Origin of the sequence: Sphingomonas sp. Xoc002, assembly GCF_050408055.1 — a bacterium.
GTDB classification, from domain to species: Bacteria; Pseudomonadota; Alphaproteobacteria; order Sphingomonadales; family Sphingomonadaceae; genus Sphingomonas; species Sphingomonas yabuuchiae.
Map to the genome: position 1 here is coordinate 1,575,916 of NZ_CP191175.1, position 15,899 is coordinate 1,591,814.

The following is a 15,899-nucleotide window of genomic DNA, read 5'->3' on the forward strand; positions in this document are numbered from 1 at the left end:
TACTTACCAAAAGGTGCATACTTGTCCTTAGGTAGGCTACAAGCCAACTGCGTGCAACCAATGAATGGAGGCACTTATGGCCAGACTGGATGGGAAGATCGCTGTTATTACCGGGGGTGGCACGGGGATTGGCTTGGCGTCAGCGAAGCGGTTCATCAGCGAAGGGGCGTTCGTGTACCTGTTCGGACGTAGGGCGGAGAAGCTGGAAGTTGCTGTGGCGACGCTCGGCGGCAATGCGCGGGCGGTTCCGGGATCGGTTGCCGATGCTGGCGATCTTGACCGGCTGTACGACACGGTGAAGCAGGAGCACGGCAAGCTCGACATCTTGTTCGCCAATGCCGGCACGGGGGCATTGGCGCCCTTGTCCGAGATCACGTCCGCCCATGTCGATGCGACGTTCGACGTCAATGTGAAGGGCACGATCTTCACGGTTCAAAAAGGCGTGAAGCTGATGGAGGCCGGCGGTTCGGTCATCCTCACCGGCTCGACCACAGGCGTCATGGGGACGCCGGCATTTAGCGTCTACAGTGCCTCAAAGGCGGCGGTCCGCAACTTGGCGCGTAGCTGGGCTCAGGATCTGCGGGGTACGGGTATCCGGGTCAACGTCCTGTCGCCGGGCCCCACTTTGACCGAGCTTGCCGCCGAGGTCGTTGGCCGTGATGCCATGATCGAGATGGGGGCGACGACGCCGATCGGACATGTTGGCGAGCCGTCAGAAGTCGCGGCTGCTGCTGCCTTCCTGGCATCATCGGACAGCAGCTTCATGACGGGCAGCGAGCTGTTTACCGACGGTGGCCTGGCGCAGATTTGACGAAGTGCTCCAGCCGGCTTGAGGTCGGCTGGCACCATCAAATCACCTCGTGCCGCACCGATCGCAGCCGCGACTTTCCGATCACCGCGCTATGCGATGACGATGCTCGAAGGTCGACATGAACGAATGGCAAAAGTTCGGAAGCGGGGAATGGATCGTAGATGTCTGCTTCTGGGTCGTAGTAACGGCAGGGCAGGGTGACTGCTTCCGCCTAAAAGAGGACGCTGCTCCCCGCACACCACTGCGCCGCAACCGTATCGGCAAGCGCACAATATCGCGCGAGCTGAAAGCCGGTCAGGTGATCACGCCTATCAAACACATATGTTTTGATATATGTGGAAAGTGTTATGTCCAGATCGGGTCGATATGCCTCGAATCCTTCGCGCCCTTATGACTGCTTTAGCCAACGACGTAGAGTCCCACGCCACAAACGCGGAGACAATCGCCTCTCAGACAAATCTCTTGGCCCTCAATGCTGCCATTGAAGCCGCGCGCGCAGGCGAGGCGGGGCGCGGCTTCGCGGTGGTGGCAAATGAAATTAAGAATCTGGCCACAACTGCGCGCCAAGCCTCAAAATCGTTTCGAGCGCATGTTATTGATCGGTTGCAGTCCGGCGCAGACATGGCCGATGACATGCTGACTGAGCTTGAAGGCGGGCGCCTGCGTGAATTAGCCCAAGCGATCGCTGATAGCTTGTCGCGAACTCTCTATGATCGATCGATCGACGTCAGGCTGTTGGCCTCGGATCGTACAATTTGCGATGCTCTGTCGCTCGACAATGGACTCGATCACTACCGTGCAGCGGCTCTCGGACGCATGCGCAAATTACTGCGGATATCCCCGTATTTCCTGAATGCCTTTATCGTCGATGCAGACGGTAACGTAGCAGTATGCGCCCATGAGAACGCATCTGTCCAATCAGTGAACTTTTCAGGTATGCCCCAATTTGAGCGTGCAAGAAGGTCTATTGATGAAGACGGATGGTTTACCGATGAGGTTTGGGACAATCCATGGTCGAATCACCGTAAGGTTTTGGTTTTTGTCGCGCCCATACTTTCATCGGGGGTGAATATCGGGGTATGCTATCTAGAGTATGATTTTCAGGGTCAGGCTGCGCAGATCATGAATGCGGTCGGCGGTCGTAGATCACGATCCGTCACGTCAATTATTGATGACGCCGGCCGCGTTGTAGCAACTGACGGGATCTATAAATTTCACGACAAGCATCCGTATGAGATCCCGTCATCCGTGGCGCAATTGTTAAATCGGGATGGTCTAGTCATCGCTCAGGCAATTGTGCCATCAGATCACGGCCTCTCTGGCCTTAAATTTCGCTGCCTGATTGAAGATCAACATGCAACGGAGGTGGATATCACGCTGGCAATCCCGCCCGCGAGCGGGTCGATTACGCACCCATAACGAAAACTCCGCCTTGTGATTAGTCTCGCTTGGGGCGAAGGCCCTTCAGTCACGGCAATCGTCGTGCCGCATCGTTAGGCGGCTATTGGGGAGGGATACGTTCGATACCCGCGTCCCCTTACCTCCCAATCTCCGCTTTTCCGAGTGGCCGAGCGGGCTCGCTCGAGCAGCCGATCTGCTTATATGAACGAGCGGCAGCTTTCGGGAAGCAAGAAGGCACGCGCGAACGGCTGGAATTGGGTCTTCGTTGTTTCAGGACGCTCGTTTGCTTCCGCCCGTGATGCTCAGCTTCTGTCCCTTTACGTCGCGTGAGGGCTGGCCGAACAGCCAGGAATGGCATCCGGTGAATTAGCGATCTGCTTGATGCGACCTGATGGCAGCTCACAGATGTCGATGACGGCACGCGAAACGTCGCAGCCGACGACGGCTTGTGGCATGGGTTCAGCTCCTGTCTATGTCATGCGGGATTGGTAGTCCCAAGCAACTGTTCGGGGTTGTGTCCAACGCGGAAGGGACCCTTGCTCCCTATCGGGCTCCAGACCCTCCGGGGGGGCTCCCTTACGCAACCTCTCCATACCAGCATCACATCAGACAAGGGGGGGTAAGAGCTCCCGTCCGCACACCTTCATACCAGCACGACATCAGACGGGAGGGGCGCGGCTATCAGGCCGCGCCCATTGTCTTTTTAAAAACCGACCCGCACCGACAGCGAGGTCGTCCGGGCATTGATCGTGCGGGCCCGCACGATGCCGTTGGTCGGGATCACCCCATCCTCGGCCTCGGTAAAGCCTAGGGCATTGAACAGATTGTTGCTGTTCAGCGATACCAGAATGCGATCGGTGGCGCGGAACTGCACGAAGGCATTGACCGTCGTGTATCCGGGCAGCTTTAGCTGGTTGGTATCCTGCGCATAGCTACTGGTCGTGCCGATTACGTTCGCGCCGATCGTGACGCGGTCCAAATCGACCTGCGGTGTCGCCTGGAAGATCAGTCGGGCCTGGCGGCGCGGGGTGTTGCCGACCACGCCTGGGTTGAGCGCATCGCTGACGATCTTGGCATCGGTCCAAGTCGCCCCGCCGGTCATGTTGAACGGGCCGACGCTATACGCCCCGTCCAGCTCCAGGCCATAGGCGCGATATTCGCGGTCAATGAAGACCTGACGCGTCGCCTCGTAATTCTGCTCCTCGGTGCGCGCCCAAAAGCCGGTCAGGTTCACATACATGCCGTTCTTGCGGTATTTCAGGCCCAGTTCCGCTTGGCGCACATAGTCGACGGCGGCATCCCGGTTGATCAGATGGCCGTCGGTCGTGCTGACTGCCGGACCGAATAACAGCCGGTCGGCATTGGCGCGTGCACCCCGGCTGTAGCGGACGAACATCGCGAACGGCTCCGACACGCGGAAGTTGATGCCCGACGAATAGGACAGATAGTGCCAGCTGTAATCGACCGGCGCCGGGCTGGTCAGCGGGATCACCGCCACGCGCTGCTCGGCGGCTGAAATCACGCCGTCGCCGTTCATGTCGCGGGCAACGGTGCCCACGCGACCGCCGCCCAGGTCCGCTCCGAAGATCGAGCCCTGCGCACTCCCGAAGTCGTAGCGGACGCTGGCGCCCAGTGCGAACCGCCCGATCTTGTAGTTCAGCGAACCGAACGGGGCGTTGACGTCATAGTCGACGCGGTAGCTGCGGCGACAGCAATTGCCGAAATAGGCCGCGCCAAAGCCGTAATAGCCGTTCTGCGTCTGAGGCACGCCCGTCGCATTGACCACATCGACCAGCGCCGCGCGTCCATCGCCGCGCACGTCCATCAGCGTCGAGGTCCACAGCCAGTCGGTGTCGATCGTCTGGCGCGACTTGTAAAAGCCGGCGGTGGTGGTCAGCTCGCCCTTGCCGATGTCATAGACGCGGCTGGCTCGCAGGTCGTTGGTGACATTGTCCAGGCTGTTCAGCTTGGTGTCGAACACCACCACCTGCGCCAGCAGGCCGTTGCCGTTCAGCCCCGACGGGTTCGCGATCGCCTGGCCGCTATTCGGCCCGCTTGCATAGCGCAGGGTCGACCCGGCACCGCCCAGCGCGGTCGCGATGCTCGCGGCGCTGTCGACATTGGACGGAAAGTTCGAGATGAACCGACCCGAGACATCGGCATAGCGGAAGCGGTCGGTCACGGTCCAACCCGACACGTCGAAGCGCGTCTCAACCCCGAAGGCGTTGACCACCGGATGCTGGCCGTCGCGAATATCGTCGACCACCGGGTTGTTCTGCCCGTCCAGCGTCACGTTGCTGGTGTCGTAGCGCGACAGTAGCGCGTCGCGGGCGATGTTGAATCCCGGCACGTTCTCGTACCGCGGATCGGCGTTGGTGCCGGTCACACGCACCGGATTGGGCAAATAGGCCGCCGACCGGTCGTTGAGGAACTTGCCGTAGAAGCGGATATAGCCGCCGCTGAACTCCTTGGTGACGTTCAGCTTGATCTGGCCACCCTCGGTGCCGTCATAGCCGACCCGACGCGGTCCCTCGCCCTGATGATAGAAGCCGCCGATATGGAAGCGCAGCGTGTCGGACAGCTTGGCCCCGTAATCGAAGTCGAGCCGATATTCGCCATAGTCCAGGCCCGCCGTCGCCATGATCGCACCACCCGGCACCTCGCCGGTCTTCGAGATCATGTTGATGACCCCGCCGGGCGAGTTGGACGAAAAGGTCGAGGCCGAACCGCCGCGAATGGCGTCGACCGACGACACGTTCATGTCGGCGCGCAGGAAGATGTCGGCATTGCCGAAGGTGATGTCGCCGAATTCGAGCACCGGCAGGCCGTCTTCCTGCAACTGCAGGAACTTGGCCCCGCCCGAGGCAATCGGGAGGCCTCGGATCGAGATATTGGCGTTGCCGTCGCCGCCAGAGCTTTCAGAGCGGATGCCTGGGATGTTACGGAAGATTTCGGCGGTCGAGCGCGGTGCGACCTTTAGGATTTCGGCCGCGCCGAGCGAGCTTGTCGAGATGGCGCTGTCGAGTCGGTCGCGCCCCCGTGCAACGGCAGTGACGACCACATCCTTATTGGCTGCGCTCTTTTCGGTGGGTTTGTCAGTCTGTACGGTTTGAGCATGGACGTACGCCGGAACCACCAGCGCGAATGGCATGGCCGAGATCAACAGCTTTTGACGAAGCACTTTATCCCCCCTTTTTTGATAGGGGGGTGCTTACCATACTGGCCTTTGCAAACGATTAAAACGCCTTCTCAGTAGCGACTAACCGGCATTGATGGCCGCCCACCTACCCTTGTTGATCAATAGAATGCCACATCGACCATGAACGGATGGTCGAAGTTAAGGGAATGGGCGGCATAGTTCGGATGAACGCTACTAGATCCCAGCTGACCGCGTGACACCCCAACGCGGAAATTGAGCAGAACATAGAAAACCTTCACGCTTTTGATGCCGAGCTGCGCATCAGGTTGAGCCTGATGTCCGCGACGAAGGCGCGATGCAGTTTGACCCGGCCTTGGCGATCGAACAAGGCCGTCGCGATGATCGACGGACGCTAGCGGGGTGTCGGACCATCAACTGCTGGCCATAAGGCGACTTCCATCGCCCAAAACGCCCTCCGGACGTGATGTCGTAGCTGTTGGCCTCGCGACAATCGCCATTGGGTACCAGCCCCCAGGACCAGGCCAGCCAGCCGATCTGTGCCTTTTGCAGCGCGGTCATCGCCCATCGATAGGGAGAAGGCTTGCAATCCCAGCCGGTACCGGTCGGCCCCTCGCCGAGCAGAAAGGGGATATGGTCTCGCATGACCTTTGCGATGATGGCGCGATACGGGGCCTTTCGCTCTTCCTCGGTTCCAACCCAATAACTATGCGCCGAGACCATGATCGCATGGCGTGGATCGGCACGCTGTAAGGCGGGCCAACTGTCGAGCAGCATCGTATATTCCTTGCCCCAGTCGGCTCCGTCGATAATCAACGGCGTGTCGATACCTGCCGCACGGATCCGCGCGATCGCGTCGAGATATCCCGCAACAAAACGATCGCGGGGTACGGTCTCGCCCGCCTCGTTGGCGATGTTAGCCAGTGCCCAGCGGCGGTGCTTGCGAAAAACGGCAACGATATCGGGTCGGGTCCAATAATCGACGCAGACGCCCAGTCTGTCCCATTTGCCCGTTGCCGCATGACATTCCACGATCGGGATAAGCCCGTTCGCCACCGCATGGGCCAGGATCGCGTCGAGCCTATCCGCCGAATAGTCGGGCAGGGTGAAAATGCGGACGGCATTGGCTCCGGTCCGGGCGATCTCGGGCATCGTGCGCACGCCGGTGGGGTCGCTTGAAACCGAGAACATCTCGTTGACCCCACGCAAGACCACTCGTTCCCCCGCCGCCGTGTAGAGGAAGCGACCACGGATCGTCATCGTCCCGTCGTCTGGCGGTAGCGGGGCGGCGGCGACCAGCATGGTAGTCAACACGGCGTGAACGAGGCGGCGCGTCATCTTAGGGAAAGCGGGCATTGGCACAAACGAAAGGTTTGCGGATCGTCGCTGTCGTTCCGCTTTTGCCGAAAGACAGGCCTGCCAGCTTGCCGTCCCATCGCGGCCAGGCGGAGAGCCCGACCCCGTTCGGATCGCCCGTCTGCGCGAACCGGACCCAATAGGCCTGTAGCGCCGGGGCGTCGGGCGGCACGCCATTCTCGCCTAGCCGATTGAAGATGTATCGAAGCTCCGAACTGTGGGTGGCCGCTGCGCCGCCCGGCGGGGCATAATCGAAGTCGTAGCGCCAGACCGGAACCCCCGCCCGCCGCCGAAGATCGGCGACCAGCGTCGCGGGGCAGGTGAAGACCAGATCGGTCGCCAGTGTCAGCCTTTCTCCGGCGGTGGCGAAGTCTTCGCTGGACGGAGCATGGCGGCCCAACGCTTCGGCAAGCCCCCGTCGCGCGTCCCCCGGATCGTGAAAGAAGTCGATTTCCTGCGTGTTGGACCCGATGATCAGCGGGACGCGCTGCCCGCCGCCACGCGCCAGCGTCTGGACCGGTGGCTCGGTGATGACCTGCCCGTCGACCGTCGTCTGGAGCCATACCGTCCCCGCATCGGGAAGCCCGGCGGGTGTCGCGATGCCGCGCGCGGCTTGCAGCAGCCGATCGACCGCGATGGTCCGAAGCGTCACGGCCGTGACACGCGAAAGCCCGGCGCCTCGCGCGATCTCCTCACCGATCGCCTCGCTTTGCCGCAGATCGCGTGGGGCCCAGCCGAACCCGGCGGTGCCGCTTTGTTCGATCGCCTTGTCGAAAAGTCCCCTCGCGCCGGGCGATAGCTGTTGCAGCCCGACATCCTGCCCACCCGCCGAGCCGCCGAAGATCGTGACATTGGCCGGGTCGCCGCCGAAGCGGCCGATGTTGCGCCGGACCCAGCGCAACGCTGCCTGCTGATCCATCAGCCCGTAATTGCCCGAGGCACGGGTAGGCGATTCGGCGGTCAGTGCGGGATGCGCCATGAAGCCGAGCGGACCGAGCCGGTATTGGATCGAGACCAGCACGATGCCTCGGCTGACGAGCGAGGAGGTGATCGTGCCCTGCGCCCCGCCCGAGCGGTTGCTCCCCCCGTGTGTCCACACCATGACGGGCAGCGGCCGGGCCGGAGACAGGTTTGGCGTCCCCACCTCGAGATACAGACAATCCTCACGCGCGCCCACCGCATTGGCGTGGTTCCAACCCTCGTCGAGCTGCGGGCAGGAGGGGGCGGAGGCTCGGGCATCGCGAATGCCCTGCCACGGCGTCGTGGGCGCGGGTTGACGCCAGCGACGTGGCCCGGTCGGCGGCGCGGCAAAGGGGATGCCGCGGAACAGCACCCGGCCGTCGGACTCTTGCGTCCCGCGAAGCATGCCGTCGGCAACGGTAACGATCGGTGCCGGGCGGGGGGCTTGCGGCGTAGAGGCGCTTAGCAGCGCGGCGACCAGGATGCTCACTTCGCAGCCTTTGCCTGCCCCTTGGCCCAGTCCAGCGCCTGTTGCAGTGTGGTCACCCACAACTCGCGACGATGGGTCTTCAACCAGGCGATGAACGCACGGTGCTGTGCGTCGGTCACGGCCAGATGATCGCCGCCGACGCCGTGGTACAGCAGCACCGCCATCCCGCCGCCTGCTTCGGCCTGCTCGACAAAGGCGATCATCCGGGCGGCGTCGTCGCCGTCGCCAAAGCCGCGAGCGGGTATGTGCATGGGGTCGATCGTGCCGACATCGGCGGACAGCTTGGCTGGCGTGGCGCTCACCCCGCGTGCATAGATCACCAGACCCGCCATGCGCAGCGGCTCGAGATAGTCGACACCGCCGACCTTCGTCTCGCCACACGGCGTGGCGAAGCCGTGGCGGGTCTTGCCGTCCAGCGCGGTCAGCAGGACATTCTGCTGTGCGATCTCCTTCAGCATACTCGCCGGGGTATAGGCCTCGGTCGTGTAGCGCGGATCGGCGGGGAACGCAGCGGCACGGCAGGGATGGAAGATGGTGTGATTGCCCAGCTCATGCCCGTCCCGCGCGACCGCCCGCCAGCGCGCCACGTCCTGCGCGCGAACATTGGCGAGGAAGAATGTGCCCTTGAGCCCGGCGGCGTCGAGCGCGGGGATCGCATGATCGAGCTGAGAGGGCAGGGCGTCGTCATAGGTCAGCACCACGGCAGCTTTGGCGCGACCGGGCCAACGGGTTGCCGCTTCGATCGGCGTGGCGAACACGCCAGCCATGAGCAGCGCGGCGAGGATCGGGCGGAGCCAGCGCATCAACGGGCGCCCCAGATGTCGGGCTGCGCATCGATGGCGCGTTCGATCGCTGCGGCGATCCGCTGGTCATCGGCGACGCTGGGGTGCGAATCGCACCCGGTGAAGGACAGGCCGTTGACGGGGACGAAGGCCACCCGTCGTTCCCCGCCCGCCCGCAGCGTCTCGGTGACCTTACCCACCTCGCGCGCGATTTCGCCATCGGCAAGGTCGGTCGCCCAGAGGACAAAGAAAGCGTTGGGATAGGCCATTCGCAGCCATCCGACGAAGGCGACATAACGATGCTCGTAATCGGTATGCAGCGCGTCGCGGTCAGCCCAGCGCTCACCAGGTTTGAGCGGGGTGGAGAAGTCGTTGGTGCCGAGCGCAATGACGACGACCTGCGGATGCCAGCCCGGCGTTGCGGCGGGCGTGCGGCCGTCGAACAGCGCGAAGGGATAGGCCTCGGGCAGGGTCGGTGCAGCGAATCCGCCGTAGTTGCGTACCACCCCCCGACCGGAGATCGCATTGACCTGATAGTCGGCATCGTATTTCGCTGCCGTCACCCCCGCTACCCCCTGCGTCGTATCGGTCGTACGCCAGATCGCATCCTGGCTGCACTGGCGGACGGGCGAGGTGTTGCCATAGCCGACCGTGTGCGAGTCGCCGATGAATTCGATCTGGCGCGGGCGGGCGGCGGGCGCTGGGAGCGGAGTTACACCTCTGGGCGCATAAAGGCCGCGCAGCACGCTCGGTTCGGTCTGGCTCTCGCTCGCCACGTCAATGCGGACGCGGTGGGCGCCTGGGCCCTTGGCGGCGATGCGGTAGAGGCCGGGCGCTGGCCGGACCAGCGATACGGGAGGGCCGCCGTCGACCCGGATGCGCAGCGACACTGCGCCGGGGCCGACCGCCAGATCAACGGCGGAACCCCGGAATGCGGTCTCCCAATATGTGCCCGGCCATTGCCTTTGATAGCCGTCCCGCGAGACCACCCGTCCGCCGATATGCAGCGCCAATGGCGTCCCGGCCGGAGCCGTCTTGTCCAGTAGTCGAATGGCGTCGGTCTGCCCTGCATGAGCGGGCAAGCCGTTAAACGCCAGGCCAGCGGCGACGCCTACCTCCGAGAGGATATAGGATAGGGGGCGGGGCATCGGCTCTCCTGAATGCGGGGGCGATCGAAACCCTTCTGCCCCTCGCAACGATTGCTAATCACGGCTCAAGGCGATGCAACGAAAATCATTTCCTTTTTTATGTATTCGCTGACACGGTTGGATCGTGATGACACAGGACACCGGAACGACGATGGCTCACGATTGGCTGGCACAAGCCGATCGGGTGGCGGAGGTGGCGACGCCGACCACGTTGGAAGACTTCCTGGCCCTTGTCGAAGCAGCGCGGCCCGTGATCCTGCGTGGGCTGGTCGCCCGCTGGCCGGTGGTCGCGGCTGGGCGTCAGGGTGTCGCCCCGCTGGCGGATTATCTGCGGCGATATGACGGTGGGCGACCGCTGGGCTTGATGGCGGGCGATCCTTCGATCGGCGGGCGCTTTTTCTATCGTGATGACTTCTCCGGCTTCAACTTCGAACGCGCGCAGATCCCGCTGCCGCTGTTGCTCGAAGCGCTGGTCGATGCGCAGGGTCAGGACAAGCCCGCAGCGCTTTATGCGGGCGCGAGCACGGCGGCGGATCATTTTCCTGGTTGGACGCGCGACCACCCGCTTCCTCTGCCCGTCGGCGATGCGCAGGCTCGGTTGTGGATCGGCAACGGCAGCCGGGTCTCGGCTCATTACGACATGGCAAGCAATGTCGCGGTGGTCGCCGCCGGGCGTCGCCGGGTCGTCCTGTTCCCGCCCGAACAGGCCGCCAATCTCTATGTCGGTCCGCTCGACATGACGATGGCGGGCCAGCCGACCAGCATGGTCGATCTCGAGCATCCGGACCTCACCCGCTTCCCGCGTTTCGCGACGGCGCAGGCGTCGGCGCAAGTCGCGCTGCTGGGGCCGGGCGATGCCATCTACATCCCCGCCATGTGGTGGCACGAGATCCGGGCGGAGGGGCCACTCAACCTGCTGGTGAATTACTGGTGGACGCGCGGCACACCCGACGCACCCTTCTCCGCGTTGATCCATGCCATCCTGGCGGTACGTGATCGCCCGGCGGCGGAGCGGGCGGCGCTGCGCGAATGGTTCGACCTCTATGTCTTCGATGAGGGGGCGGCACGCGTGGCGGACCATCTGCCCCCTGCGGCGCGGGGCATATTGGGGCCGCCGGGGCCCGATCGCGACGAACGGATACGCGGCTTCCTCCGCCGGATGCTCGCCTCCGCCTGAGCGGGTCAGCCGATCATCTGCGCCAGCGCGACGTGATGCGGTGGCAGACCCGCAACGGCGGTGGCGGTGGCCTGGCGCATCTGGCGGAGCGCGGTGAGCACGCGCTCGTCGTCCAGCGCGTCGATGACCGGGTCGTAACCATCAGGCGTCACGCCCTGTCCCAGCAGCACCGCAACCCAGCTCGGTGTCGCGAACAGCTCGTCCTCATAGCGGAAAATGCGGCCCTTTTCGCGGAACAGCGCGATCTTGCGGGATAGCGTGTCGGGGAGCGGCATCGTCCGGACATGATCCCAGAAGGGGGAGTCGTCGCGCACCGTTGCATGATAGTGGAGGATGATGAAATCACGGATCGAGCGATAATTGTCGCCCATCTGTCGGTTATATTCGTCGCGTTCGACCGACGCCATGCGCTTGTCGGGGAATAGCGCGAACAGCTTCGAGATGCCTTGCTGGATCAAATGGATGCTGGTCGATTCCAACGGTTCCAGAAACCCGCCCGCCAGCCCCACCGCCACGACATTACGCTCCCATAATCGCGTGCGGCATCCGGCTGTGAACGACAGGCGTCGGGGTGCCGCGGTGGGTGGCGCGTCGAGCTGCGACAACAACAACTGTTCGGCCGCGTCGTCGTCCATGAACCGGCTCGCATAGACGACGCCGTTGCCGGTGCGATGCTGGAGCGGGATCCGCCATTGCCACCCCGCCTGATGCGCGGTGGCGCGGGTGTAGGGGAGCAGTGGCTCGGTCCGCTCGGTCGGTACGGCGATCGCGCGGTCGCAGGGCAGCCAGTGCGACCAGCTGTCAAACCCGACGCCCAGCGTCTCGCCCAGCAAGAGGCTGCGAAAGCCAGAACAATCGACGAAAAGGTCGCCCGCGATCCGCTGGCCGTCCTCCAGCCGCACTGCTGCGACGTCGCCGTTCGGGGCGCGCTCAACCGCAACGATCCGGCCCTCGACCCGTGTGACGCCATCGGCTTCGGCCCGGCGTCGCAGGAAGGCGGCATAAAGCCCTGCGTCGAAATGATAGGCATAGGCCATGCTCGACAAGGGCGATCTGGGATCGCTTCGCGGCATCCCGAACGCGGCCCGCTCCATCGCGACGGTGGAGGCGGAGTAATCGCCCATCGGCCCAACGCCTGCCTGGTTCCGCATCTTCAGCCAGAGCTGATGGAAGTTCAGCCCCTGAATGTCGCGGCCGTAATGACCGAAGGGGTGGACATAGCGGCTGTCGGGGCGATGCCAGCCGACGAACTCGATCCCCAGCTTGAAGCTGCCCTGCGTGGCGCGGAGAAATTCCGCCTCATCTATGCCGAGCAGCGCGTTGAAGTTCAGGATCGATGGAATCGTCGCCTCGCCCACGCCGACGGTTCCGATCGCATCGGATTCGATCAGTGTGATGCGCCGTGTGCCATTATAGAGATAGCGTCCGGCGGCAGCCGCCATCATCCAGCCGGCGGTGCCGCCGCCTACGATGACGACGTGATCTATGGGAGCATGGGTCATGCGCCGCGCTTTCCCGTGGCGGCGAGCGCCTGTCCAGAGCAATCGGCGAGCAGGCGCCGCGCCGCGTCCCGCGACACGCCGAGCGCGATCGGATCGGCCCTCCGGGGTCGAAGTCCCTGGCCGATCAGCACCGCAATCCAGGCCTCGCGCTCGACCGAATCCTCGTCGACTGGAGGCAGGGTACCGCGGCGTTTGAACTGGGCCAGCGTCGCTGCAAGCGACGGCGGTATTGCGCTTGCCAAGGGTTGCAAGCCGATTTGGTGCGCGGCAAGAAAGTCGCGCATCCGGTCGGCACGCTGGTTGACGCGGCGATTATATTCGGCCGCAAGCAGCGTCATGCCATCACCGATCGGCAGCAGCTCCAGTGCCAGCGACAGCCCCGCCAGAGCCAACGTGAAACCGGTCAGGCCCAAGGGCCCCGGCTGCACGGCGGCTTCCCCAAGGGCCAGGACATTCTCCCGCAACGGCATGGCCAGGCGGCCGGGAGCGAGCGCGACGCCATCGCCATGCGTCAACGCGGTGGCCTTCGCGCCCGGCCAGTGCGCACTCCAACCATCGTCGATGGCTCGGTACGTGTCGATCAGCGATGGAGCTGCGGTCACGGCTTCGACGGACAGAATGCGATAGGGCAATGCGTCGTCCCATCGCTCGAACCCGTCCGAGGTGGCGACCAACCGATCGGGTCCGGTCGCATCGATGACGAAGTCCGTCGCGATCCGGCGGCCATCGGCCAATTGGAGCCCATTCACGCCGTGCGGACCGCGCCGCACTTCGGCCAAAGGGCTTCGCGCGGTGACGACTCTACTTTGGCGGGCAAGCGATGCCAGCCCCTGGGTCAAAGCGCTCGCGTCGCAATGAAGCGCCGGCTGCATGTCTGCGTCGAGCTCCCCGGCTTCACCGGCGACACAGACGGGATTCAGTGCATGATAGGGCAGGTCCGTCTCGGCCCTCAGCCATAGCTGGTGGAGAGCGATCCCCGGCGGACTGGAGGCGGGTTCGTCACCGACCATCCACGGCGCACCGTCGGGGCTCCAATCGAGGAAGCGAGTCGCAAGACGCGGGGTTGCCACGCCGTGGCGGAGAAGCAGCTCGGGGGGGCAATCCAGTCGGGCAAGCATCGCCTGGGCCGACGGCAGGACCAGCGGCCAGCGGTCCGCCAGGGCTGCGTCCGAAACCGTCGTGGGCACCCATTCGATCGATGCCTCGGGCAGCGCCTTGGCGAAACCAATCGCCGCGGCCAGGGCGACTGGACCGCCACCGACCACGGCGATGCGGCGGGGGAGGCTGCGGCTGTTCATGCCGCGGCTCCCGAGCCTGACGCCGAAAGTGCCCGGTCGTGTGGCGGCATGCGTTTGACCCGGTCGGTGATAGCGCGCGACAGGCCCGACAAAGCACGGTCCAGCCCGGCGGCATCGGGTCGGTCGGCGCGCGGGTCCCACCCATGTGGCACGATCCCCTGTCCCAGGTAGACCGCGATCCAGCTCGGCTCCAGAAACAGGCCGTGGCGGTAATGCGCCACTTGTGCGGATGCGCGCCACAATGCCATCTTTTCGGCCAAGCTGTCGGGGACCGTCATCGTGCGGACATGGTTCCAGAACGGCGAATCGTCACGGGTCGTGGCGTGATAATGCAGGATCAGAAAGTCGCGGATTCGATCATATTCCGCATCGATCGCGGCGTTAAAGCCGTCGCGATCGACCGCCTCGACCCGCGCGTCCGGAAAATGCTCGACCAGTGCGGTGATCGCAGCCTGCACTAGATAGATGCTGGTCGACTCGAGCGGTTCGAGAAAACCCGAGGCCAGACCGATCGCCAAGACATTGCCGACGAAACTTCGCCGCCGACGTCCGGCCTGAAAGCGCAGGAAACGTGGTTCGGCGAGAGGTGCGCCATCCAACCCGGCCATCAAAGCCTCGGTTGCCTGATCGTCGTCGCAAAAAGCGCTGGCATAGACATGGCCGTTGCCGACCCGGTGGCGCAGCGGGATACGCCAGCGCCAGCCCGCCTTGGTCGCAGTGGCGCGGGTAAAAGGTTCGGTCGGGGCGTCGGGACTGACGCTCGGCACGGCCACCGCGCGGTCGCATGGTAGCCAGTGCGACCAGTCCTCCCAGGCCTCGGCCAGTTCCTGACCAAGCAAGAGACTGCGAAAGCCCGAACAGTCGATGAAGAGATCGCCCTCGACACGCGTGTTGTCGGACAGCGTTACCGAACGGACCGTACCGTCGCCGTCGTCACGGGCGACCGAAATGACGCGCCCTTCCGTTCGCTGTGCACCGCGTTGCTCGGACCAGGCGCGCAAGAAGGGCGCGAAACGAGTTGCATCGAACTGGTAGGCGTAGCCGAAGCTGGTGGTGGGATCGTCGGGATCAGCACCCGGCCGCTCGAACCGACGCGCCTCCGCTGTCACGACCCCAGCTGAATAGGCCCCTATGGGCGGCAGGCCCGCGCCCTCTGCCTGGCGTCGCAACCAGTAGTGATGGAAGCCCACCCCCCCTAAGGCACGGCCATAAGTCCCGAACGGATGGATGTAGCGGTCGCCGATCCGACCGAAGTCGCGAAATTCGATGCCCAGTTTAAACGTCGCGTCGGTGGCCCTCATGAATGCGGCCTCATCGATGCCCAACCGTTCAAGGTAAAGACGCAGGTGCGGCAGGGTCGCCTCGCCGACACCAACGACGCCGATCTCTTCGGACTCAATCAGGTGCACCGTGCACGCTCTGGGGAGCAGGCCGACCAATCCGGCGGCCGTCATCCATCCGGCTGTGCCGCCACCGACTATCACCACACGAATAGGCCGATCGGCCGCGGGATTGCCTGTCATTTGCCTCCCCAACGCTAGCTGGTGTCACCCGCCAGCAACACTAAAATGCAAATCTGAAATAATTAAATCAAGTTACTATAATTCAGTTGTGTCCGAACCGGGACCGTCTTAGCCCGAGTATGGGCCGTACAAGGTTACATGCGGATTTGGTCCGTCAAAATAGGTTTGGGAGAGGATTGAGGGGATGATGCATCGGCATTCCATGCATGGCGGCGCGCGTCGCAATCGTTTGACTGCAACGGCGTCATTGCTGGCCCTATGCGCGGCCACACAGTTCGTCCCGTCAGTCGCTTA

Annotated in this window: 11 protein-coding genes; 3 read left to right on the top strand and 8 right to left on the bottom strand. The window is 63.8% G+C overall.

All coding sequences use genetic code 11. The annotated features are described in order from the left end of the window. The first annotated feature begins 76 nt into the window (after positions 1-76). Together ACQR50_RS07135 and ACQR50_RS07140 are read left to right on the top strand one after the other, a co-directional pair. Entirely contained in the window at positions 77-811 is a 735-nt protein-coding gene (locus ACQR50_RS07135; RefSeq protein WP_428970368.1) for an SDR family NAD(P)-dependent oxidoreductase, read from the top strand. A 390-nt stretch (positions 812-1,201) separates the two neighbouring features. Next, the gene (locus ACQR50_RS07140; RefSeq protein ID WP_428970369.1) at positions 1,202-2,230 is read left to right on the top strand and encodes a methyl-accepting chemotaxis protein; all 1,029 of its coding nucleotides are present in this window, start codon (positions 1,202-1,204) and stop codon (positions 2,228-2,230) included. Between the two features lie 685 nt (positions 2,231-2,915). Here the strand turns inward: ACQR50_RS07140 and ACQR50_RS07145 are convergent. From ACQR50_RS07145 to ACQR50_RS07165, 5 genes are all read right to left on the bottom strand, one after another. Further along, a complete protein-coding gene (locus ACQR50_RS07145; RefSeq protein ID WP_428970659.1) occupies positions 2,916-5,363 on the bottom strand; it encodes a TonB-dependent receptor domain-containing protein in 2,448 nt (815 codons plus the stop codon). Positions 5,364-5,672: 309 nt separating this feature from the next. Then, positions 5,673-6,707 (bottom strand): cellulase family glycosylhydrolase, encoded by a 1,035-nt coding sequence (locus tag ACQR50_RS07150; protein ID WP_428970370.1) that lies wholly within the window; start codon positions 6,705-6,707, stop codon positions 5,673-5,675. 1 nt (position 6,708) lies between these two features. After that, positions 6,709-8,175 carry a carboxylesterase/lipase family protein gene (locus ACQR50_RS07155; protein ID WP_428970371.1) on the bottom strand — a complete coding sequence of 489 codons (1,467 nt, stop codon included), beginning with the start codon at positions 8,173-8,175 and terminating at the stop codon, positions 6,709-6,711. After that, on the bottom strand, positions 8,172-8,978 hold the full coding sequence (locus ACQR50_RS07160; protein WP_428970372.1) for a polysaccharide deacetylase family protein: 807 nt from the start codon (positions 8,976-8,978) through the stop codon (positions 8,172-8,174). Before ACQR50_RS07160 ends, ACQR50_RS07155 begins: the two co-directional genes overlap by 4 nt. Continuing rightward, positions 8,978-10,105, bottom strand: a complete 1,128-nt coding sequence (locus tag ACQR50_RS07165; protein WP_428970373.1) for a GDSL-type esterase/lipase family protein — start codon at positions 10,103-10,105, stop codon at positions 8,978-8,980. Before ACQR50_RS07165 ends, ACQR50_RS07160 begins: the two co-directional genes overlap by 1 nt. Before the next feature lie 151 nt (positions 10,106-10,256). Here ACQR50_RS07165 and ACQR50_RS07170 point away from each other — a divergent pair, with 151 nt between their 5' ends. Beyond that, positions 10,257-11,282, top strand: a complete 1,026-nt coding sequence (locus ACQR50_RS07170) for a cupin-like domain-containing protein (RefSeq protein ID WP_428970374.1) — start codon at positions 10,257-10,259, stop codon at positions 11,280-11,282. 5 nt (positions 11,283-11,287) lie between these two features. Here ACQR50_RS07170 and ACQR50_RS07175 read toward each other — a convergent pair whose 3' ends face one another. From ACQR50_RS07175 to ACQR50_RS07185, 3 genes are read right to left on the bottom strand one after another with little or no spacing between them, the layout of a single operon-like run. Further along, positions 11,288-12,784, bottom strand: a complete 1,497-nt coding sequence (locus ACQR50_RS07175) for a tryptophan halogenase family protein (RefSeq protein ID WP_428970375.1) — start codon at positions 12,782-12,784, stop codon at positions 11,288-11,290. Next, positions 12,781-14,082, bottom strand: a complete 1,302-nt coding sequence (locus tag ACQR50_RS07180; RefSeq protein WP_428970376.1) for a tryptophan 7-halogenase — start codon at positions 14,080-14,082, stop codon at positions 12,781-12,783. Before ACQR50_RS07180 ends, ACQR50_RS07175 begins: the two co-directional genes overlap by 4 nt. Further along, complete coding sequence (locus ACQR50_RS07185) at positions 14,079-15,605, bottom strand: tryptophan halogenase family protein (RefSeq protein ID WP_428970377.1); 1,527 nt, start codon at positions 15,603-15,605, stop codon at positions 14,079-14,081. The genes ACQR50_RS07180 and ACQR50_RS07185 overlap by 4 nt, the downstream gene beginning before the upstream one ends. Between the last annotated feature and the right edge of the window lie 294 nt (positions 15,606-15,899).